The 22,258-nt window shown below is 58.3% G+C and carries 18 protein-coding genes and 2 tRNA genes; 19 read left to right on the top strand and 1 reads right to left on the bottom strand.

The features are described from left to right. Positions 1-94: 94 nt before the first annotated feature. From grpE to CKW21_RS11105, 8 genes are all read left to right on the top strand, one after another. Entirely contained in the window at positions 95-661 is a 567-nt protein-coding gene (gene grpE, locus CKW21_RS11140; protein ID WP_095194007.1) for a nucleotide exchange factor GrpE, read from the top strand. Between the two features lie 102 nt (positions 662-763). Continuing rightward, the gene (gene dnaK, locus CKW21_RS11135) at positions 764-2,680 is read left to right on the top strand and encodes a molecular chaperone DnaK (protein ID WP_095194006.1); all 1,917 of its coding nucleotides are present in this window, start codon (positions 764-766) and stop codon (positions 2,678-2,680) included. Positions 2,681-2,978: 298 nt separating this feature from the next. After that, complete coding sequence (dnaJ, locus tag CKW21_RS11130; RefSeq protein WP_007973132.1) at positions 2,979-4,103, top strand: molecular chaperone DnaJ; 1,125 nt, start codon at positions 2,979-2,981, stop codon at positions 4,101-4,103. A gap of 10 nt (positions 4,104-4,113) precedes the next feature. Further along, the gene (dapB, locus tag CKW21_RS11125; protein WP_095194005.1) at positions 4,114-4,917 is read left to right on the top strand and encodes a 4-hydroxy-tetrahydrodipicolinate reductase; all 804 of its coding nucleotides are present in this window, start codon (positions 4,114-4,116) and stop codon (positions 4,915-4,917) included. Positions 4,918-5,176: 259 nt separating this feature from the next. Continuing rightward, positions 5,177-6,313 carry a glutamine-hydrolyzing carbamoyl-phosphate synthase small subunit gene (carA, locus tag CKW21_RS11120; protein WP_095194004.1) on the top strand — a complete coding sequence of 379 codons (1,137 nt, stop codon included), beginning with the start codon at positions 5,177-5,179 and terminating at the stop codon, positions 6,311-6,313. Between the two features lie 118 nt (positions 6,314-6,431). Further along, positions 6,432-9,653 carry a carbamoyl-phosphate synthase large subunit gene (gene carB / locus CKW21_RS11115; protein WP_095194003.1) on the top strand — a complete coding sequence of 1,074 codons (3,222 nt, stop codon included), beginning with the start codon at positions 6,432-6,434 and terminating at the stop codon, positions 9,651-9,653. A 2-nt stretch (positions 9,654-9,655) separates the two neighbouring features. Continuing rightward, positions 9,656-10,132 carry a transcription elongation factor GreA gene (gene greA / locus CKW21_RS11110; RefSeq protein WP_095194077.1) on the top strand — a complete coding sequence of 159 codons (477 nt, stop codon included), beginning with the start codon at positions 9,656-9,658 and terminating at the stop codon, positions 10,130-10,132. A 28-nt stretch (positions 10,133-10,160) separates the two neighbouring features. Beyond that, positions 10,161-10,565 (top strand): MFS transporter, encoded by a 405-nt coding sequence (locus CKW21_RS11105; protein ID WP_095194002.1) that lies wholly within the window; start codon positions 10,161-10,163, stop codon positions 10,563-10,565. 9 nt (positions 10,566-10,574) lie between these two features. On the opposite strand, the gene CKW21_RS11100 is transcribed toward CKW21_RS11105, so the two are convergent. After that, positions 10,575-10,883 (bottom strand): YhbY family RNA-binding protein, encoded by a 309-nt coding sequence (locus CKW21_RS11100; protein WP_007942889.1) that lies wholly within the window; start codon positions 10,881-10,883, stop codon positions 10,575-10,577. 101 nt (positions 10,884-10,984) lie between these two features. Between CKW21_RS11100 and rlmE the strand changes: the two genes are divergently transcribed. From rlmE to infB, 11 genes are all read left to right on the top strand, one after another. Further along, complete coding sequence (gene rlmE / locus CKW21_RS11095) at positions 10,985-11,614, top strand: 23S rRNA (uridine(2552)-2'-O)-methyltransferase RlmE (RefSeq protein ID WP_095194001.1); 630 nt, start codon at positions 10,985-10,987, stop codon at positions 11,612-11,614. Between the two features lie 201 nt (positions 11,615-11,815). Beyond that, the gene (gene ftsH / locus CKW21_RS11090; RefSeq protein ID WP_077046416.1) at positions 11,816-13,726 is read left to right on the top strand and encodes an ATP-dependent zinc metalloprotease FtsH; all 1,911 of its coding nucleotides are present in this window, start codon (positions 11,816-11,818) and stop codon (positions 13,724-13,726) included. 8 nt (positions 13,727-13,734) lie between these two features. Beyond that, positions 13,735-14,586 carry a dihydropteroate synthase gene (gene folP / locus CKW21_RS11085; protein WP_095194000.1) on the top strand — a complete coding sequence of 284 codons (852 nt, stop codon included), beginning with the start codon at positions 13,735-13,737 and terminating at the stop codon, positions 14,584-14,586. A 16-nt stretch (positions 14,587-14,602) separates the two neighbouring features. Further along, on the top strand, positions 14,603-15,940 hold the full coding sequence (gene glmM / locus CKW21_RS11080; protein ID WP_095193999.1) for a phosphoglucosamine mutase: 1,338 nt from the start codon (positions 14,603-14,605) through the stop codon (positions 15,938-15,940). Between the two features lie 66 nt (positions 15,941-16,006). After that, complete coding sequence (gene tpiA / locus CKW21_RS11075) at positions 16,007-16,762, top strand: triose-phosphate isomerase (RefSeq protein WP_095193998.1); 756 nt, start codon at positions 16,007-16,009, stop codon at positions 16,760-16,762. 4 nt (positions 16,763-16,766) lie between these two features. Beyond that, complete coding sequence (gene secG, locus CKW21_RS11070) at positions 16,767-17,150, top strand: preprotein translocase subunit SecG (protein WP_095193997.1); 384 nt, start codon at positions 16,767-16,769, stop codon at positions 17,148-17,150. A gap of 22 nt (positions 17,151-17,172) precedes the next feature. Next, positions 17,173-17,258 (top strand) — tRNA-Leu (locus CKW21_RS11065). A gap of 97 nt (positions 17,259-17,355) precedes the next feature. Beyond that, positions 17,356-17,432, top strand: a tRNA-Met gene (locus CKW21_RS11060). A gap of 138 nt (positions 17,433-17,570) precedes the next feature. Next, entirely contained in the window at positions 17,571-18,029 is a 459-nt protein-coding gene (gene rimP, locus CKW21_RS11055) for a ribosome maturation factor RimP (protein WP_007915250.1), read from the top strand. A gap of 47 nt (positions 18,030-18,076) precedes the next feature. Beyond that, complete coding sequence (nusA, locus tag CKW21_RS11050; protein ID WP_095193996.1) at positions 18,077-19,558, top strand: transcription termination factor NusA; 1,482 nt, start codon at positions 18,077-18,079, stop codon at positions 19,556-19,558. Between the two features lie 27 nt (positions 19,559-19,585). After that, the gene (infB, locus tag CKW21_RS11045) at positions 19,586-22,105 is read left to right on the top strand and encodes a translation initiation factor IF-2 (RefSeq protein WP_095193995.1); all 2,520 of its coding nucleotides are present in this window, start codon (positions 19,586-19,588) and stop codon (positions 22,103-22,105) included. Positions 22,106-22,258 lie beyond the last annotated feature (153 nt).

Below are 22,258 nucleotides of genomic sequence, written 5' to 3'. Positions count from 1 at the left end.
TGCATCGATGCCCCTTGAAGCTGCATTTTGCGGCCCCATATAGCTGGGCAGAAGCGCGAGTCAGGCTCGCAGACGATATTGAAAGGAGAATTCTATGGCTGACGAACAGACAGTGGATACGCAAAATCCAGACGCCAACCAGGCGCCCGAGGCTTCGGGTGAAGACCTGGCGGCTCGTGTACAAGTGCTCGAAGAGCAACTGGCAGGTGCGCAGGATCAGGCTTTGCGTGTAGCCGCCGATCTGCAGAACGTCCGCCGTCGCGCCGAGCAGGATGTAGAAAAGGCTCACAAATTCGCGCTGGAAAAATTCGCCGGCGACCTGCTGCCGATCATTGACAGCCTGGAGCGCGGTCTGGAGTTGTCCAGCCCGGATGACGAAAGCATCCGTCCAATGCGCGAAGGTATCGAGCTGACCCTGAAAATGTTCCAGGACACCCTGAAGCGTTATCAGCTGGAAGCGATCGATCCGCACGGCGAACCATTCAACGCCGTCCTGCACCAGGCCATGGCCATGCAGGAAAGCGCCGACCTCGAGCCGAACAGCGTGCTCAAGGTGTTCCAGAAGGGCTACCAGCTCAACGGACGCCTGCTGCGCCCGGCGATGGTCGTGGTCAGCAAGGCTCCGGCGCCAGTATCGCCTTCTATTGATGAGCAGGCTTGAAATTAGCCGCAAGGCCCCCATTTAGAAGTCAAGCGTTTAAGTGCTACCGCAGTTGGCAACAACCGCTGCGGCAACCAAATCCAAAGTTTCGGGAGAGTGAACATGGGCAAAATTATCGGTATCGACCTGGGGACTACCAACTCCTGCGTCTCCGTGCTGGAAAACGGCAAAGCCAAAGTTATTGAAAACGCCGAAGGCGCGCGCACCACACCGTCGATCATCGCTTACGCCAATGATGGCGAAATCCTGGTTGGCCAGTCCGCCAAGCGTCAGGCCGTGACCAATCCGCACAACACCTTGTACGCGGTGAAGCGTCTGATCGGTCGTCGCTTCGAAGAAGAAGTCGTACAGAAAGACATCCAGATGGTCCCTTACAAGATCGTCAAGGCTGACAACAACGACGCCTGGGTTGAAGTGAACGGCCAGAAAATGGCTCCGCCACAAATCTCGGCTGAAATCCTGAAGAAAATGAAGAAGACCGCCGAAGACTATCTCGGCGAGCCAGTGACCGAAGCGGTGATCACCGTTCCGGCCTACTTCAACGACAGCCAGCGTCAGGCCACCAAAGACGCCGGCCGCATCGCGGGCCTGGACGTTAAACGTATCATCAACGAACCAACCGCGGCTGCTCTGGCGTACGGTATGGACAAGGCCAAGGGCGATCACACCGTGATCGTTTATGACCTGGGTGGCGGTACTTTCGACGTATCCGTGATCGAAATCGCCGAAGTCGATGGCGAGCACCAGTTCGAAGTGTTGGCCACCAACGGCGACACCTTCCTGGGTGGTGAAGACTTCGACATTCGTCTGATCGACTACCTCGTCGACGAATTCAAGAAAGAAAGCGGCATGAACCTCAAGGGTGACCCGCTGGCGATGCAGCGCCTGAAAGAAGCTGCTGAAAAAGCCAAGATCGAGCTGTCTTCCGCTCAGTCGACCGACGTGAACCTGCCGTACATCACTGCAGACGCCACCGGTCCTAAGCACCTGAACGTGAAGATCTCCCGCGCCAAGCTGGAAGCGCTGGTAGAAGACCTGGTTCAACGCACCATCGAACCTTGCCGCATCGCGCTGAAAGACTCCGGTATCGACGTTGGCTCGATCAACGACGTGATCCTGGTCGGTGGTCAGACCCGTATGCCACTGGTTCAGAAACTGGTGACCGAGTTCTTCGGTAAAGAAGCTCGTAAAGACGTGAACCCGGACGAAGCCGTTGCCATGGGTGCTGCGATTCAGGGTGCCGTTCTGGCCGGCGACGTAAAAGACGTTCTGCTGCTGGACGTCAGCCCGCTGACCCTGGGTATCGAAACCATGGGTGGCGTGATGACTGCGCTGATCGAGAAAAACACCACGATTCCTACCAAGAAATCGCAAGTGTTCTCGACTGCCGACGACAACCAGGGCGCCGTGACCATTCACGTGCTGCAAGGTGAGCGTAAGCAAGCGGCGCAGAACAAGTCCCTGGGCAAGTTCGACCTGGCCGAGATTCCACCAGCACCACGTGGTGTGCCACAAATCGAAGTGACCTTCGACATCGACGCCAACGGCATTCTGCACGTAGGCGCCAAGGACAAGGCTACCGGCAAGACTCAGTCGATCGTGATCAAGGCCAACTCCGGTCTGTCCGACGAAGAAATCGAGCGCATGGTGCGTGATGCCGAGGCCAACGCCGAGGAAGACCGCAAGTTCGAAGAGCTGGCCGCTGCCCGTAACCAGGGTGATGCACTGGTTCACTCGACGCGCAAAATGGTCGCTGATGCTGGCGACAAGGTGAGCGCTGAAGAGAAGACCGCAATCGAAGCCGCAGTCGTTGCCCTGGAAGCCGCTGTAAAAGGCGACGACAAGGCCGCTATCGAAGCCAAGGTTGAAGAACTGTCCAAGGTTTCCGCGCCAGTGGCTCAGAAAATGTACGCCGAGCAGGCGCAGCCAGCTGAAGGTGCTGCACCGCAAGGCGAATCGGCTGAGAAGGCTGACGACGTCGTCGACGCCGAGTTCGAAGAAGTCAAAGACCACAAGTAAGTTGTTGGTCGGCCGGTTGACTGCCTTCAGGCGGTGACTGGTAGGATGTCGCCGCGCGGGAGCTTGCTCCCGCGTTGGCGTGTCTGGAGTTAGCGAATTTTTACAGCATGCGACAACGTTCGGATGTTGGTGGCATGGCCGGAAATGCTCCTGCTTTCCGAGCCGAAAGTGCCGCATCGAAACAAAGACCAGGATCGTTGAATTGACGTGAGTTGGGTCCGGGCCTGCATTGGGGCTCAACGAGTTCGGCGAGGCTCAGGAGAGGTTTGTCGAACGTCCTCAAGAGTGCAAAAGACTTATGGCAAAGCGTGACTATTACGAAGTATTGGGTGTTGAACGGGGCTCAAGCGAGGCGGACCTGAAAAAGGCCTACCGTCGCCTGGCGATGAAGCACCACCCGGACCGTAATCCCGATGACAAAGCGTCGGAAGAGATGTTCAAGGAGGCCAACGAGGCCTACGAAGTGCTGTCCGATTCCAGCAAGCGTGCGGCGTACGACCAGTACGGCCATGCCGGTGTCGACCCGAGCATGGGTGGCGGCGGTGCCGGTTTCGGTGGCCAGAACTTCTCCGACATCTTTGGCGATGTCTTCAGTGACTTCTTCGGTGGCGGTCGCGGTGGTTCCCGTGGCGGTGCTCAGCGCGGCAGTGATTTGCGTTACACCCTGGAGCTGGACCTGGAAGAAGCGGTGCGCGGCACGACCGTGAATATCCGTGTTCCGACATTGGTCAACTGCAAGCCGTGCGACGGCTCGGGTGCCAAGAAAGGCTCCTCGCCGGTGACCTGTCCGACCTGTGGCGGTATCGGCCAGGTACGCATGCAGCAAGGCTTCTTCTCGGTGCAGCAGACCTGCCCGCGCTGCCATGGCCAGGGCAAGATCATTTCCGACCCGTGCGATTCCTGCCATGGCGAAGGTCGTGTCGAGGAATACAAGACCCTGTCGGTGAAAGTGCCGGCCGGTGTCGATACCGGCGACCGCATTCGCTTGTCCGGTGAAGGCGAGGCGGGTGCCCAGGGTGGGCCGACCGGTGATCTGTACGTGGTGATCAATGTGCGCGAGCACTCGATCTTCCAGCGCGACGGCAAGCACCTGTTCTGTGAAGTGCCGATCAGTTTCGTCGATGCGGCACTGGGTGGCGAGCTGGAGATTCCGACCCTTGATGGTCGGGTCAAGCTGAAGATTCCTGAAGGCACCCAGACCGGCAAGCAATTCCGCGTGCGTGGCAAGGGCGTCGCGCCTGTGCGTGGCGGCGGTGCCGGTGACTTGATGTGCCGTGTAGCAGTCGAGACACCGGTCAACCTGAGTCGTCGTCAGCGCGAAATGCTGGAAGAGTTCCGCAGCTCGCTGGCGGATGACAACAGCCATTCCCCGAAAACCACGGGCTGGTTCGAAGGCGTGAAGCGCTTCTTCGGCGATTTGTAAGGAGACAGGCATGCGACGTATAGCTGTGATGGGCGCCGCCGGGCGCATGGGTAAGACTCTGATCGAAGCGGTGCATCAAGCGCCGGGCGCTGGTCTGACCGCGGCTGTGGATCGTCCTGACAGCACCCTGGTCGGCGCCGATGCCGGAGAGCTGGCGGCGCTGGGCCGAATCGGTGTGCCGCTGTCCGGTGATCTGGACCGTGTCGTTGACGAATTCGACGTGCTGATCGACTTCACGCACCCGACGGTGACCCTGAAGAATCTCGTCTTCTGCCGCAAGCACGGCAAGGCGATGATCATTGGCACCACCGGTTTCAGTGTTGAAGAGAAGCAGTTGCTGGCGGAGGCGGGCAAAGATATCCCGATCGTCTTCGCGGCCAACTTCAGCGTCGGTGTAAACCTCTGCCTGAAGTTGCTCGACACTGCAGCTCGTGTGCTCGGTGATGATGTCGATATCGAGATCACCGAAGCCCACCATCGGCATAAAGTCGACGCGCCGTCGGGAACGGCGGTGCGCATGGGTGAAGTGATCGCCGATGCGTTGGGTCGTGACCTGAAGAAGGTGGCGGTTTACGGTCGTGAGGGGCAGACCGGTGCCCGTGAGCGCGAAACGATCGGTTTCGCCACTGTGCGTGCCGGTGACATCGTCGGTGATCACACCGTGCTGTTTGCTGCCGATGGCGAGCGTGTGGAGATCACTCACAAGGCGTCCAGTCGCATGACCTTCGCCAAGGGCGCGGTACGTGCCGCGTTGTGGCTGGATGGGCGCGAGCCAGGCCTTTACGACATGCAAGACGTACTCGACCTGCGTTAAGATGTGCCCGAAATCGGGTTCAAACCCAGCGTTTGAGCCCGTTTTTACTCCGCCAAGCGACGACCTGTCGCATTCTCCGGCCTTTCGGGCTCATTGGCGGTAGACCAAAAATGCCTTTTTCTGTAAGCTACAGCTTTAGTGTGTCCACTAAAAGCGCGCAGAATAATTCAGTGAAGAAGCGGGGTGATGTGTCCATACGTCACTCCGCTTTTTTACAACCTGCGATCGCCCTTTCAGGCTTTATTTACGGGAGGTCTTCTTGACTAAGCCAGCCATACTCGCCCTTGCTGATGGCAGCATTTTTCGCGGCGAAGCCATTGGAGCCGACGGTCAAACCGTTGGTGAGGTGGTGTTCAACACCGCAATGACCGGCTATCAGGAAATCCTTACCGATCCTTCCTACGCCCAACAAATCGTTACCCTGACTTACCCGCACATCGGCAACACCGGCACCACGCCGGAAGATGCCGAGTCGAACCGCGTCTGGTCCGCCGGTCTGGTTATCCGTGACCTGCCGCTGGTAGCGAGCAACTGGCGTAACACGATGTCCCTGTCCGACTACCTGAAAGCCAACAATGTTGTGGCAATCGCCGGTATCGACACCCGCCGCCTGACGCGCATCCTGCGTGAAAAAGGCGCGCAGAACGGCTGCATCATGGCCGGTGACAACATTTCCGAAGAAGCCGCCGTCGCCGCTGCCCAGGGCTTCCCTGGTCTCAAAGGCATGGACCTGGCGAAAGTCGTCAGCACCAAGGACACCTACGAGTGGCGCTCGACTGTCTGGGATCTGAAAACCGACAGCCACGCGACCATTGAAGCTTCCGAGCTGCCCTATCACGTGGTGGCCTACGACTACGGCGTCAAAGTGAACATCCTGCGCATGCTGGTCGAGCGCGGTTGCCGCGTGACCGTGGTGCCTGCTCAGACCCCTGCGGCTGATGTGCTGGCGCTGAAGCCGGACGGCGTGTTCCTGTCCAACGGCCCAGGTGATCCGGAGCCTTGCGACTATGCGATCCAGGCGATCAAGGATGTGCTGGAAACCGAGATTCCGGTGTTCGGTATCTGCCTCGGTCACCAGTTGCTGGCCCTGGCCTCCGGCGCAAAGACCCTGAAAATGGGCCACGGCCACCACGGTGCCAACCACCCGGTCCAGGATCTGGATACCGGTGTCGTGATGATCACCAGCCAGAACCACGGTTTTGCGGTTGACGAAGCGACCCTGCCAGCCAACGTCCGCGCGATCCACAAATCGCTGTTCGACGGCACCCTGCAAGGGATCGAGCGTACCGACAAGAGCGCCTTCAGCTTCCAGGGTCACCCTGAAGCCAGCCCTGGCCCGAACGACGTAGCGCCACTGTTCGATCGCTTCATCAATGAGATGGCCAAGCGACGCTGATCGCTCGCCGTGATGTAGCAAAGCTTGAGGGCGGTCCCGATACCGGCGGCCCCCTCAAGTCTTCAGAGATTGAACAAGACGGCTAGCCGACTGACCTGCGGATTTGAGTGACAAACCCATGCCAAAACGTACAGACATTAAAAGCATCCTGATTCTCGGCGCTGGCCCGATCGTAATCGGCCAGGCCTGCGAATTCGACTACTCCGGCGCCCAGGCCTGTAAGGCCCTGCGCGAAGAGGGCTATCGCGTCATCCTGGTGAACTCCAACCCGGCCACCATCATGACCGACCCGGCCATGGCCGACGCCACCTACATCGAGCCGATCAAGTGGCAGACCGTTGCCAAGATCATCGAGAAAGAGCGTCCGGACGCACTGCTGCCGACCATGGGTGGCCAGACTGCTCTGAACTGCGCCCTGGACCTGGAGCGCGAAGGCGTTCTGGAGAAGTTCGGCGTGGAAATGATCGGCGCCAACGCCGACACCATTGACAAGGCTGAAGACCGTTCGCGTTTCGACAAGGCCATGAAGTCCATCGGCCTGGCGTGCCCGCGTTCCGGTATCGCCCACAGCATGGAAGAGGCCAACGCGGTCCTCGAGAAGCTGGGCTTCCCGTGCATCATTCGTCCGTCCTTCACCATGGGCGGCACCGGTGGCGGTATCGCTTACAACCGTGAAGAGTTCGAAGAAATCTGCGCCCGTGGTCTGGACCTGTCGCCAACCAAAGAGCTGCTGATCGACGAATCGCTGATCGGCTGGAAAGAGTATGAGATGGAGGTTGTCCGCGATAAGAAGGACAACTGCATCATCGTCTGCTCCATCGAAAACTTCGACCCGATGGGCGTGCACACCGGTGACTCGATCACCGTGGCGCCAGCACAGACCCTGACCGACAAGGAATACCAGATCCTGCGTAACGCCTCCCTGGCGGTATTGCGCGAGATCGGCGTGGAAACCGGTGGTTCCAACGTCCAGTTCGGTATCTGCCCGAACACTGGCCGCATGGTTGTCATCGAGATGAACCCGCGCGTATCCCGTTCCTCGGCACTGGCTTCGAAAGCCACCGGTTTCCCGATCGCCAAGGTCGCAGCCAAGCTGGCTGTGGGTTACACCCTGGACGAACTGTCGAACGACATCACCGGCGGCAAGACCCCGGCGTCCTTCGAGCCGTCCATCGACTACGTTGTGACCAAGCTGCCACGTTTCGCCTTCGAGAAATTCGCCAAGGCTGACGCACGCCTGACCACACAAATGAAGTCGGTCGGTGAAGTCATGGCCATCGGTCGTACTTTCCAGGAATCCCTGCAGAAAGCCCTGCGCGGCCTGGAAGTGGGCGTTTGTGGTCTGGACGAGAAGGTTGACCTGAGCAACCCGGAAAGCATGAGCATCCTCAAGCGCGAACTGACCGTACCCGGTGCCGAGCGTATCTGGTACGTGGCGGACGCAATGCGCGCCGGCATGAGCGTTGAGGACATCTTCGGCATGACCATGATTGATCCTTGGTTCCTGGTGCAGATGGAAGATCTGATCAAGGACGAGGAGAAGGTCAAGACCCTGGGTCTGACCAGCATCGACCGCGACCTGATGTTCCGACTCAAGCGCAAAGGTTTCTCCGATCAGCGTCTGGCCAAGCTGCTGGGCGTGACCGAGAAGAGCCTGCGTGCTCATCGCCACAAGGTGGAAGTGTTCCCGGTCTACAAGCGCGTCGACACCTGCGCCGCCGAGTTCGCGACGGACACTGCTTACCTGTACTCGACGTACGAAGAAGAGTGTGAAGCCGCGCCGTCGGGTCGCGACAAGATCATGATCCTGGGCGGCGGTCCGAACCGTATCGGCCAGGGTATCGAGTTCGACTACTGCTGCGTACACGCGGCGCTGGCCCTGCGCGATGATGGTTATGAGACCATCATGGTCAACTGCAACCCGGAAACCGTTTCCACCGACTACGACACCTCCGATCGCCTGTACTTCGAACCAGTAACCCTGGAAGACGTGCTGGAAATCGTCCGCGTCGAGAAGCCGAAAGGCGTGATCGTCCAGTACGGCGGTCAGACCCCGCTGAAACTGGCTCGCGCCCTGGAAGCCGCCGGTGTGCCGATCATCGGTACCAGCCCTGACGCCATCGACCGTGCCGAAGACCGCGAGCGCTTCCAGCAAATGGTCCAGCGCCTGAACCTGCGTCAGCCGCCAAACGCCACCGTGCGCAGCGAAGATGAAGCGATTCGTGCTGCTGCCAAGATCGGCTACCCGCTGGTGGTGCGTCCGTCCTACGTGTTGGGCGGTCGTGCGATGGAAATCGTCTACGAAGAAGAAGAGCTCAAGCGCTACCTTCGTGAAGCGGTTCAAGTGTCCAACGACAGCCCGGTGCTGCTGGATCACTTCCTCAACTGCGCCATTGAAATGGACGTGGATGCGGTCTGCGACGGCAAGGACGTGGTGATCGGCGCGATCATGCAGCACATCGAGCAGGCGGGTGTTCACTCCGGTGACTCCGCGTGCTCGCTGCCGCCGTACTCGCTGCCGGCGCACATCCAGGACGAGATGCGCGAACAGGTCAAGAAAATGGCCCTGGAGCTCGGCGTGGTCGGTCTGATGAACGTACAGTTGGCGCTGCAAGGCGAAGACATCTACGTTATCGAAGTCAACCCGCGTGCTTCCCGTACCGTACCGTTCGTGTCCAAGTGCATCGGTGTTTCCCTGGCAATGATCGCTGCGCGCGTGATGGCTGGTAAAACCCTGAAAGAGTTGGGTTTCACCAAGGAAATCATCCCGAATTTCTACAGTGTGAAAGAGGCGGTGTTCCCGTTCGCCAAATTCCCTGGCGTTGACCCGATCCTCGGCCCTGAGATGAAGTCCACCGGCGAAGTGATGGGCGTGGGCGACACCTTCGGCGAAGCGTTCGCCAAGGCGCAAATGGGTGCCAGCGAAGTGCTGCCGACCGGTGGTACTGCATTCATCAGCGTCCGCGACGACGACAAGCCGCTGGTTGCGGGCGTGGCCCGTGATCTGATCAACTTGGGCTTTGAAGTGGTTGCCACTGCCGGTACTGCCAAGCTGATCGAAGCCGCAGGCCTGAAAGTGCGCCGCGTGAACAAGGTGACCGAGGGCCGTCCGCACGTGGTCGACATGATCAAGAATGACGAAGTCACTCTGATCATCAACACCACCGAAGGCCGCCAGTCGATCGCCGACTCCTATTCCATTCGTCGCAATGCCCTGCAGCACAAGATCTACTGCACCACGACCATTGCTGCTGGCGAAGCGATCTGCGAAGCACTGAAGTTCGGTCCCGAGAAGACCGTGCGCCGCTTGCAGGATCTACACGCAGGATTGAAGGCATGAGCATAACGAAGTACCCGATGACCGTTCAGGGCGCTCGCGCCCTGGAAGAGGAGCACGCTCACCTGACCAAAGTCGTCCGTCCGAAGCTCAGCCAGGACATCGGTACGGCCCGCGAGTTGGGTGACTTGAAGGAAAACGCCGAATACCACGCTGCTCGCGAGCAACAAGGTATGGTCGAGGCACGGATCCGTGACATCGAAGGCCGCATGCAGAACGCTGTGGTTATCGACGTCACGACCATTCCTCATACTGGCAAAGTGATTTTTGGCACGACCGTCGAAATCGCCAACGTCGAAACCGATGAAAGCGTGACCTACCAGATTGTTGGTGAGGACGAAGCTGACATCAAACTCGGCAAGATTTCGGTCGGCTCGCCCATTGCTCGCGCCTTGATCGCCAAGGAAGAGGGCGATGTGGTCGTCGTCAAAACGCCTGGTGGCGTTATCGAGTACGAGATTGTCGAAGTTCGCCACATCTAAAGGCAGGCGTCCGCTTCGAGCGGGCGCCATGCTTTGGCAGCTGACCCAGATGTTGTGGGTCGGCGGTCTGTGGTTGTTGCACATCGGTCTGCTGCCGGTGCTGGGGCGAATCGGCCTGGCGCCGCTGCTGATCGACGAAATCGCAGGCATGTTGAATGCGCTGGTGGTGGGGTTTGCCGCCACGTGCGTGGTTTTTCAGGCTTTGGTGCTGGTTCAGGCCGAGGGCCTTGCGAGTCTATGGCGGGATATTCGCGGGCAACTGTTGTTGATGGCGCTGTATGCGTGTGCGATGTACTTCGCGGCGCGTATCGGTTGGCCGGATGCAGTGCGTTGGCAGGTGTTCAGCTATCTTGTCCTGGGCCTTTCCGGGCTGGTGCTGGTATTGCAGCCCGTACCGGGATGGAGTGGCAGGGTGCGCGAAGCACACCCTTGACCCTTGCCATCACTTGAAGCGATGGACGTTCGACAGCTGCTTGTTGACGCTGAAGTTCTTGCGGTAAATCAGTGCCATCTTGCCGATGACTTGAACCAGGTCCGCTTTGCCGACTTTGCACAGTTCTGCAATGGACGCCAGGCGCGATTCGCGATCCAGGATGTTGAGCTTGATCTTGATCAGCTCGTGATCCGCCAAAGCGCGTTCAAGTTCGGCTAGCACACCTTCAGTCAGACCGTTGTCAGCCACAATCAAAACTGGTTTCAGATGGTGGCCAATGGATTTGTACTGTTTCTTCTGCTCTTGAGTGAGCGGCATAATCTGACCCTTTCGTCTGGATTCTGTAAAATGGCGGCCATTTTACCCGAGGGTTCGTGGATCCGCCCAACTAATCACGACCCTTATCATCGAGGTGCCCAATGGCGCGTTCCAAGACAAGCCTTGGTTGGCTGAAAAGACATGTCAATGATCCCTATGTGAAGCAGGCGCAGAAGGATGGCTACCGCTCGCGTGCGAGTTACAAGCTTCTGGAGGTCCAGGAGAAATACAAGCTGATCCGTCCGGGTATGACGGTTGTCGATCTGGGGGCGGCGCCCGGTGGCTGGTCGCAGGTCACCAGTCGGCTGATCGGTGGTCAGGGACGCCTGATCGCCTCGGACATCCTGGAAATGGACAGCATTCCGGACGTGACTTTCATCCAGGGTGACTTCACTCAGGACGAAGTGCTCGCTCGGATCCTGGACGCCGTGGGTAATTCGCAAGTGGACCTTGTGATTTCCGATATGGCCCCCAATATGAGTGGTACGCCTGCCGTAGATATGCCCAAAGCCATGTTTCTTTGCGAGCTGGCGCTTGATCTGGCGGCTCGGATACTCAAGCCGGGTGGTAATTTCGTGATCAAGGTTTTTCAGGGTGAAGGGTTTGATGCTTACGTGAAGGACGCTCGTCAGAAATTCGACAAGGTCCAGATGATCAAGCCGGACTCTTCCCGCGGCAGTTCCCGCGAGCAATACATGCTGGCTTGGGGCTACCGCGGTCGGAGTGAATAAAGCGGGTTTTTTTGCGGGGCAATAGGAATTTCGTATTTCGCCCTGTGAGAAATAGCGAATATTGTGTAGGAAGTGTTTCACAAAGGGTTACAGACGGCGCCTGCCAGAGTTGTAGGTAATGTAGTAAGTTAGGCCGGTGAATATCATGCGAAGCGCGCGCCATTAGCGGAGCTTGCTTCAGAGGGTAGTTAATTGAACGATATGGCAAAGAATCTGATCCTGTGGTTGATCATCGCGGCTGTCCTGGTGACGGTGATGAACAACTTCTCCAGCCCTAACGAGCCGCAGACCCTCAACTATTCCGACTTCATCCAGCAGGTCAAGGATGGCAAGGTCGAGCGCGTGGCGGTTGATGGCTACGTGATTACCGGCAAGCGCAACGATGGCGACAGCTTCAAGACCATTCGTCCGGCAATCCAGGATAACGGTCTGATCGGCGATCTGGTGGATAACCACGTCGTGGTCGAAGGCAAGCAGCCTGAACAGCAAAGCATCTGGACTCAACTCCTGGTGGCGAGCTTCCCGATCCTGGTGATCATTGCCGTGTTCATGTTCTTCATGCGGCAGATGCAGGGTGGTGCCGGTGGCAAGGGCGGGCCAATGAGCTTTGGCAAGAGCAAGGCACGCCTGCTCTCCGAGGATCAGGTAAAGACCACCCTGGCTGACGTTGCCGGTTGCGACGAAGCCAAGGAAGAAGTTGGCGAGCTGGTCGAGTTCCTGCGTGATCCGGGCAAGTTCCAGCGCCTGGGCGGTCGTATCCCTCGCGGCGTGCTGATGGTCGGCCCTCCGGGTACCGGTAAGACCTTGCTGGCCAAGGCCATTGCTGGCGAAGCCAAAGTACCGTTCTTCACCATCTCCGGTTCCGATTTCGTCGAAATGTTTGTCGGTGTGGGTGCCAGCCGTGTTCGCGATATGTTCGAACAGGCCAAGAAGCACGCGCCATGCATCATCTTCATCGATGAAATCGACGCCGTCGGTCGCCACCGTGGCGCTGGCATGGGCGGCGGTCACGATGAGCGCGAGCAGACTCTCAACCAGTTGCTGGTGGAGATGGACGGTTTCGAAATGAACGACGGCATCATCGTGATTGCCGCGACCAACCGTCCTGACGTACTGGACCCTGCGCTGCTGCGTCCGGGCCGTTTCGACCGTCAGGTTGTGGTTGGTCTGCCGGATATTCGCGGTCGTGAACAGATTCTCAAGGTCCACATGCGCAAAGTGCCAATGGGTGATGACGTCGCTCCTGCCGTGATCGCCCGTGGTACGCCTGGTTTCTCCGGTGCCGACCTGGCCAACCTGGTGAACGAGGCGTCGTTGTTCGCCGCGCGTGCCGGCAAGCGCATCGTTGAAATGAAAGAATTCGAACTGGCCAAAGACAAGATCATGATGGGTGCCGAGCGCAAATCCATGGTCATGTCCGAGAAAGAAAAGCAGAACACCGCTTATCACGAGGCGGGTCACGCTATCGTTGGTCGCGTCGTGCCTGAGCATGATCCGGTGTACAAGGTCTCTATCATCCCGCGCGGTCGTGCGCTGGGTGTGACCATGTTCCTGCCGGAAGAGGATCGCTACAGCCTTTCCAAGCGCGCCTTGATCAGCCAGATCTGCTCGCTGTACGGTGGCCGTATCGCCGAAGAGATGACCCTGGGCTTCGATGGTGTTACCACCGGCGCCTCCAACGACATCATGCGTGCCAGTCAGATTGCGCGGAACATGGTGACCAAGTGGGGGCTGTCGGAGAAACTCGGTCCATTGATGTACGCCGAAGAAGAGGGCGAAGTGTTCCTCGGTCGCGGCGGTGGTGGCCAGAATGCAAGCTTCTCGGGTGAAACGGCGAAGCTGATCGACTCCGAAGTGCGCAGTATCATTGATCAGTGCTATGGCACGGCGAAACAGATCCTTACGGATAATCGTGACAAACTCGACGCCATGGCTGATGCCCTGATGAAGTACGAAACCATTGATGCCGAGCAGATTGACGACATCATGGCCGGACGTACTCCTCGCGAACCTCGCGATTGGTCGGGTGGTACCGGTACTTCTGGAACGCCACCGGCGGTGCAGGATGAGCGTCCGCAAACACCTATCGGCGGTCCGGCTGCTGACGTTTAAGGTTTGAAATGACTTTTGTTCAGTCCTCGACCCGGTTGCCTTGCGGCAACCGGGTTCTTGATTTGGCCCAGACGCATGTCATGGGCATTCTCAATGTCACTCCCGATTCTTTCTCCGATGGCGGTCAATACAGCCAGCTCGATGCCGCCTTGCGCCACGCCGAAGCCATGGTGGCGGCTGGTGCGACACTGATCGATGTCGGCGGTGAATCGACGCGACCCGGTGCCAGGGCGGTATCGCCGCTGGAAGAGCTTGAGCGCGTCGCTCCGATTGTCGAACGAATACATCGCGAGCTGGATGTGATTATCTCGGTCGATACCTCCACGCCGGCAGTCATGCGCGAAACCGCACGGCTGGGGGCTGGTTTGATCAACGACGTGCGCTCGCTGCGCCGCGATGGTGCACTGGATGCGGCGGCGGCCACGGGGTTGCCGGTCTGTCTGATGCATATGCTCGGTGAGCCGGGCGACATGCAGGACAACCCGCAGTACCAGAACGTTACAAAAGAGGTGGGCGAGTTTCTTGCCGGGCGAATGGCTGAATGCGCCTCAGTGGGAATTCCCGCTGAACGGATCATTCTTGATCCGGGTTTTGGTTTCGCCAAAACCTTGCAGCACAATCTAAGCTTGTTCAAGCATATGGAGGCCTTGCACGCCTTGGGGCGGCCCCTGTTGGTCGGGGTTTCGCGCAAGAGCATGATAGGCCAGGCGTTGAGTCGTCCAGTGGATGAGCGCCTGTATGGCGGGCTCGCCCTGGCGGCGCTGGCTTCACACAAGGGTGCGCGTATATTGCGCGTCCATGATGTAGCCGAGACAATCGACGTGGTGAGGATGATCGCAGCAGTTGAATCAGCCGAATAAGAATGATGGAGCGCTTATGACTAGGAAATACTTTGGTACTGACGGCATTCGTGGTCGAGTTGGCGAATACCCGATTACTCCTGACTTTATGCTTAAGCTCGGCTGGGCTGCGGGCATGGCGTTCCGCAAAATGGGTGCCTGCAAGGTACTCGTCGGCAAGGACACCCGGATTTCCGGATATATGTTCGAGTCGGCGCTTGAAGCCGGCCTGACATCGGCGGGAGCTGACGTGATGCTGCTCGGCCCGATGCCGACGCCGGCCATTGCTTATTTGTCGCGCACGTTCCAGGCTGAGGCCGGTATCGTGATCAGCGCCTCGCACAACCCCCATGACGATAACGGCATCAAGTTTTTCTCTGGCAAGGGCACCAAGCTGCCGGATGAGCTGGAGTTGATGATCGAAGAGCTGCTGGACACGCCGATGACCGTGGTCGAGTCGAGCAAAATCGGCAAGGTCTCGCGAATCAATGACGCCTCCGGCCGCTATATCGAGTTCTGCAAGAGCAGCGTGCCGACCGGTACCAGTTTCTCTGGGTTGAAGATCGTTCTCGACTGCGCCCACGGTGCGACTTATAAAGTCGCGCCTAGTGTGTTCCGTGAGCTGGGCGCCGAAGTCGTGGTGCTGTCTGCGCAACCTAATGGATTAAACATCAACGATAACTGTGGTTCGACCCATATGGGGCAATTGCAGGCCGCGGTCCTGGCCGAGCATGCTGATCTGGGTATCGCATTCGATGGCGATGGCGATCGTGTCCTGATGGTCGATCACACCGGTACAATCGTTGATGGTGACGAATTGCTGTTCATCATTGCTCGCGATCTGCATGAGCGGGGCAAGTTGCAGGGCGGTGTGGTCGGTACATTGATGAGTAACCTGGGCCTTGAACTGGCGTTGGCGGACCTGGCTATTCCATTCGTGCGGGCCAATGTCGGCGACCGTTATGTGATCGCTGATCTGCTGGAGCGCAATTGGCTGGTAGGTGGTGAAAATTCCGGTCATATCGTTTGCTTCAATCACACGACTACCGGCGATGCGATCATCGCTGCGCTGCAGGTGCTGATGGCGCTGAAGACGCGCTCCGAAGGGTTGGCTCAGTCCCGCCAGGCGCTGCGCAAGTGCCCTCAGGTGCTGATCAATGTACGCTTCGGTGGTGGCGCAAGTCCGCTGGATCATCCGGCGGTCAAGGAAGCCAGCGAGCGTGTGACCAAGGCCATGGCAGGTCGCGGGCGTGTGCTGTTGCGCAAGTCCGGTACAGAGCCGCTGGTGCGTGTCATGGTCGAAGGCGAAGATGAAAAGCAAGTTCGTGCGTATGCCGAAGAGCTGGCAAAACTGGTAACTGAAGTTTCTGCCTGAATTCGGCTTGCCAGCCTTGATTGTGTTGGGTAACATCTGCGCCCACTTTGACCGACGAGGTACAGCATGCGTCGCCCTATGGTAGCTGGTAACTGGAAGATGCACGGTACCCGCGCCAGCGTCGCTGAGCTGATCAACGGCCTACGTGACTTGGCCTTGCCGAGCGGTGTTGAAGTGGCGGTATTCCCGCCTTTGTTGCATGTCAGCCAAGTGGTTGATGGCTTGAAAGGAAAGTCGATTTCGATCGGCGCGCAGAATTCTGCGGTGGAAGCCGGGCAAGGCGCACTGACCGGTGAGGTCTCACCAAGTCAGTTGGTGGATGCAGGTTGTTCCCTGGTGCTTGTCGGGCACTCCGAGCGCCGTCAGTTAATGGGCGAGCAGGACGAAGTGCTGATTCGCAAGTTTGCGGCGGCGCAGGCAAGTGGCCTGGTTCCGGTGTTGTGCATAGGGGAGACCCTTGAGCGGCGTGAGGCCGGGAAGACGCTTGAAGTCGTCTCGCAGCAGCTGGGCAGCATCATCGACGAGTTGGGTGTCGGTGCTTTTGCAAATGCAGTCATTGCTTACGAGCCGGTCTGGGCCATTGGTACCGGGCTGACTGCTTCGCCGCAACAGGCTCAGGATGTGCATGCAGCCATCCGCGCTCAGTTGGCGGCAGAAAATTCTGAAGTCGCGCAAGGTGTGCGGCTTCTATACGGCGGCAGCGTGAAGGCGGCCAATGCGGTCGAACTGTTCGGCATGCCGGATATCGATGGGGGCCTCATTGGTGGGGCTTCCCTGAATGCAGATGAGTTCGGTGCGATTTGTCGCGCCGCGGGAAACTGAAAAAATGCTGGAAACAGTCGTAGTCGTTTTTCATCTGCTGGGTGCATTGGGCGTAGTAGCTCTGGTATTGCTGCAGCAGGGTAAAGGTGCGGATGCTGGCGCGTCTTTCGGAGCAGGTGCTTCAAATACTGTGTTCGGAAGCCAAGGTTCCTCTACCTTTCTTAGTAAGTTTACTGCTATACTTGCCGCAGGTTTTTTCATAACCAGCTTGGGGTTAGGTTACTTTGCTAAAGAGAAGGCTTACCAGCTGACTCAAGTAGGTCTCCCAAATCCAGCGGTACTGGAAGTTCCAAAGCAACAACCGGCTTCTGATGATGTCCCGGTGCTTCAAGAGCAAAAGTCGGCTACTCCAGCGACTGACGTGCCTCCAGCTCAAGAGCAGAAGTAAGAAGGGTTTCAAACGTAGTATTGCCGAGGTGGTGGAATTGGTAGACACGCAACCTTGAGGTGGTTGTGCCCATAGGGTGTAGGGGTTCGAGTCCCCTTCTCGGTACCAATTAGTCAGGAGAGCCCGCTGTTGCGGGCTTTCTTGCAGGTGGAAGGTTACATTGACCCTGTCAGGGATCGGTCGTATACTTCCGCCCCAGCTTTGTCGCGGGGTGGAGCAGTCTGGTAGCTCGTCGGGCTCATAACCCGAAGGTCGTCGGTTCAAATCCGGCCCCCGCAACCAGTTTAAGGAGCCCCTTTTAAGGGGCTTTTTGTTAGCTGGACACTTTCAACGCCGCTGTTCGACGGCGTTTCAAGGATGGGCGTTTCGCCCATTTTTTTATTTTGCATAGCATGCACATACATGCACTAGGGGGTTCAGGTGTCGAGCAAGCTAGAAGAGTTGCAGGCCTTGCTGGCCCCGGTGGTCGTGGCCCTAGGCTATGAATGCTGGGGTATTGAGTTTTCGGCTCAAGGTCGTCACTCAATGTTGCGCGTTTATATCGATAAAGAGGGCGGTGTGCTGGTGGACGATTGCGCCATCGTAAGCCGTCAGATCAGCGGCGTCCTGGATGTTGAAGATCCAATCTCCGTTGAATACACCCTTGAAGTTTCCTCGCCTGGCATGGAACGCCCACTGTTCACTCTTGAGCAGTTTGCAAAATTTGCCGGTGAACAAGTGAAGATCAAGCTGCGCTCGCCTTTTGAAGGTCGACGCAACTTTCAGGGCCTTCTGCGCGGTGTAGAAGAGCAGGATGTCGTGGTGCAGGTAGATGACCATGAGTTCCTGTTGCCGATCGATATGATCGACAAGGCCAACATTATTCCCAGTTTTGACTGAGACGCGGATCCCGCGGATCCAATGGCTTGCGAAAGGCGAGGCGTACGATGAGCAAAGAAGTACTGCTGGTTGTTGAGTCGGTATCCAATGAAAAGGGTGTACCGGCAAGCGTAATTTTTGAAGCGTTGGAGCTGGCTCTGGCCACTGCTACCAAAAAGCGTTTCGAGGACGAAGTTGATCTGCGTGTGGAAATCAATCGCCACACCGGTGCTTACGAGACATTCCGTCGCTGGACGGTCGTCGAAGAAGCAGACCTGGACGATCCGGCCATCGAAACCTGGCCGAGCAAGGTTGCAGAGACGCATCCTGGTGCCAAGGTCGGCGATGTCGTAGAAGAAAAGATCGAGTCGATCGAGTTCGGTCGTATCGCGGCACAGACTGCCAAGCAAGTGATTGTGCAGAAAGTACGTGAAGCCGAGCGTGCTCAGGTTGTTGACGCATACCGCGAGCGCCTGGGCGAAATCATCTCCGGCACCGTGAAGAAAGTGACTCGCGACAACGTGATCGTTGATCTGGGTAATAACGCCGAAGCGTTGCTGGCTCGTGAAGACATCATTTCCCGCGAGACCTTCCGGGTTGGCGTGCGCCTGCGTGCACTGCTCAAGGAAATCCGCACCGAGAACCGCGGCCCGCAGCTGATCCTGTCGCGTACCGCGCCGGAAATGCTGATCGAGTTGTTCCGAATCGAAGTGCCGGAAATCGCCGAAGGCCTGATCGAAGTGATGGCGGCGTCCCGTGACCCGGGCTCGCGTGCCAAGATCGCCGTGCGCTCCAAAGACAAACGCATCGACCCGCAGGGCGCTTGCATCGGTATGCGCGGTTCGCGCGTCCAGGCAGTGTCGGGTGAGTTGGGTGGTGAGCGTGTCGACATCGTCCTGTGGGACGACAACCCGGCTCAGTTCGTGATCAACGCCATGTCCCCGGCCGAGGTCGCAGCAATTATCGTCGACGAAGATGCCCATGCCATGGACATCGCCGTTGGCGCAGACAATCTGGCTCAGGCCATCGGTCGCGGTGGTCAGAACGTGCGTCTGGCCAGCCAATTGACTGGCTGGACCCTGAACGTGATGACCGAATCGGACATCCAGGCTAAGCAGCAAGCAGAAACCGGTGACATCCTGCGCAACTTCATCGAAGAGCTGGAAGTCGATGAAGAACTGGCGCAGGTGCTGGTTGATGAAGGCTTCACCAGCCTGGAAGAGATTGCCTACGTACCGTTGGAAGAAATGCTCAACATCGACGGCTTTGACGAAGACATCGTCAACGAGCTTCGCGCTCGTGCCAAGGATCGTTTGTTGACCAAAGCCATCGCTACTGAGGAAAAGCTGGCAGACGCCCATCCGGCCGAAGACCTGCTCTCGCTTGAGGGTATGGACAAGGATTTGGCGATGGAACTGGCGGTGCGCGGCGTAATTACCCGCGAAGACCTGGCCGAGCAGTCTATTGACGATCTGCTCGACATCGACGGCATTGACGATGATCGTGCCGGCAAGTTGATCATGGCCGCCCGAGCCCACTGGTTCGAGTAATTAGGCGCGGCCTGAGGAGAGAAGTGCATGACGCAAGTCACGGTGAAACAACTGGCCGATGAGGTCAAAACACCGGTAGAGCGCCTGTTGCAGCAGATGCGTGAGGCAGGTCTGCCGCACACCGCCGCCGAAGAAAGTGTGACTGACAGTGAGAAGCAATCCTTGCTGACTCACTTGAAAAGCAGCCACAAGGCGAAAGTGGAAGAACCACGCAAGATCACGCTGCAGCGTAAAACCACCAGCACCCTGCGTGTTGCTGGCAGCAAAAGCATCAGTGTTGAAGTACGCAAGAAGAAAGTCTTCGTACAGCGCAGCCCGGAAGAAATCGAAGCCGAGCGCAAGCGTGAACTGGAAGAACGTCGCGCAGTAGAAAATGCTGCTCGTCAGAAGGCTGAAGAAGAAGCCAAGCGTCGCGCCGAAGAAGAAGCGCGTCGCCAGCCTGCTGCTGCGCCGACCGCTCCAGCCGAACCTGTTGTCGCACCTGTTGCAGTGGCCGAGCCTGTGCGTGAAAGCGCACCGGCCGTGGCTGCCGCACCGGTTGCCGACACCCGCAAGCGTGACGAACCGCGCCGTCCGGATAAACCACGTGCCGACGATAACAATCGTCGCGGTGGTGGCGATGGTGAGCGCAAAAACGCTCCGCATCGTGCTTCGGTCAAGGAAAAAGCGCCTGCTCCACGCGTTGCCCCACGTACTACTGACGAAGAAAGCGATGGCTTCCGTCGTGGTGGTCGCGGCAAGGCCAAGCTGAAGAAGCGCAACGCCCACGGTTTCCAGAGCCCAACCGGCCCTGTCGTGCGCGAAGTGAAGATCGGCGAGACCATCACTGTGGGCGATCTGGCCCAGCAGATGTCGGTCAAGGCTGCTGAAATCATCAAGTTCATGTTCAAACTGGGTACTCCAGCGACCATCAACCAGGTACTGGATCAGGAAACTGCCCAACTGGTTGCCGAAGAGCTGGGCCACAAAGTGACCCTGGTCAGCGACACCGCCCTGGAAGATTCCCTGGCCGAGTCCCTGAAGTTTGAAGGCGAGGCGGTTGCCCGTGCGCCGGTCGTGACCGTAATGGGCCACGTTGACCACGGTAAGACCTCCCTGCTCGACTACATCCGTCGTGCCAAGGTAGCGGCTGGCGAAGCCGGCGGCATTACCCAGCACATCGGTGCATACCACGTTGAAACCGACCGTGGCATGGTGACGTTCCTCGACACCCCTGGTCACGCCGCGTTTACCGCAATGCGTGCCCGTGGTGCCAAGGCGACCGACATCGTGATCCTGGTGGTTGCAGCGGACGACGGCGTGATGCCGCAGACCATTGAAGCTGTTCAGCATGCTCAGGCTGCTGGCGTTCCGTTGGTCGTGGCAGTGAACAAGATCGACAAGCCGGGCGCCGATCTCGATCGCATCCGTAGCGAGTTGTCGGTACACGGCGTGACGTCGGAAGAGTGGGGTGGTGATACTCCATTCGTACCGGTTTCCGCGAAGATGGGTACCGGTGTCGACGAACTGCTCGAAGCCGTTCTGCTGCAAGCCGAAGTTCTGGAACTGACCGCTACGCCTTCGGCTCCTGGCCGTGGTGTCGTGGTTGAATCGCGCCTGGACAAGGGCCGTGGCCCGGTGGCTACCGTTCTGGTTCAAGACGGTACTCTGCGTCAAGGCGACATGGTACTGGTCGGTTCGAACTATGGCCGTGTCCGCGCCATGCTCGATGAGAACGGCAAGCCAATCAAGGAAGCCGGTCCTGCAATCCCTGTCGAGATCCTCGGCCTGGACGGCACCCCGGACGCTGGCGACGAGATGAGCGTTGTGGCTGACGAGAAGAAAGCCCGTGAAGTGGCTCTGTTCCGTCAGGGCAAGTTCCGCGAAGTCAAACTGGCTCGTGCTCACGCAGGCAAGCTGGAAAACATCTTCGAAAGCATGGGGCAGGAAGAGAAGAAGACGCTCAACATCGTCCTCAAATCCGACGTCCGTGGTTCGCTGGAAGCGTTGAACGGTGCCTTGAACGGCCTGGGTAACGACGAAGTGCAAGTGCGTGTGGTCGGTGGCGGTGTCGGTGGTATCACCGAGTCCGACGCTAACCTGGCACTGGCCTCCAACGCTGTACTGTTCGGCTTCAACGTGCGTGCCGATGCCGGCGCTCGCAAGATCGTCGAGCAGGAAGGCCTGGATATGCGTTACTACAACGTGATCTACGACATCATCGAAGACGTCAAGAAAGCGTTGACCGGTATGCTCGGCAGCGATGTTCGCGAGAACATCCTGGGTGTGGCCGAAGTGCGTGACGTGTTCCGTTCGCCTAAGTTTGGCGCGATCGCCGGTTGCATGGTTCTCGAAGGTGTTGTTCACCGTAACCGTCCAATCCGTGTACTGCGTGAAGACATCGTTATCTTCGAAGGCGAGCTGGAATCCCTGCGCCGCTTCAAGGATGACGCTTCCGAAGTACGTGCCGGCATGGAATGCGGTATCGGCGTGAAGAGCTACAACGACGTCAAAGTCGGTGACAAGATCGAAGTCTTCGAGAAGGTTCAGGTTGCTCGCAGCCTCTAACTCGCGCACTTCAAGAGCCGTGATGGCCTGCCGCATGCAAATGCACGGCGCATCGCCCGGACTCTAAACGCAACGCCCGGTCTGGCTTTTGTCAGGCCGGGCGTTTGCCGCTTTCAGACCTCATGGGTTTCACCATGGGGCAGTAACAGGTAA

It is taken from the genome of Pseudomonas sp. Irchel 3A7 (assembly GCF_900187565.1).
Taxonomy (GTDB): Bacteria; Pseudomonadota; Gammaproteobacteria; order Pseudomonadales; family Pseudomonadaceae; genus Aquipseudomonas.
Note: the sequence above shows the minus strand (reverse complement) of the source record. Positions and strands in the feature narration are given on the sequence as shown.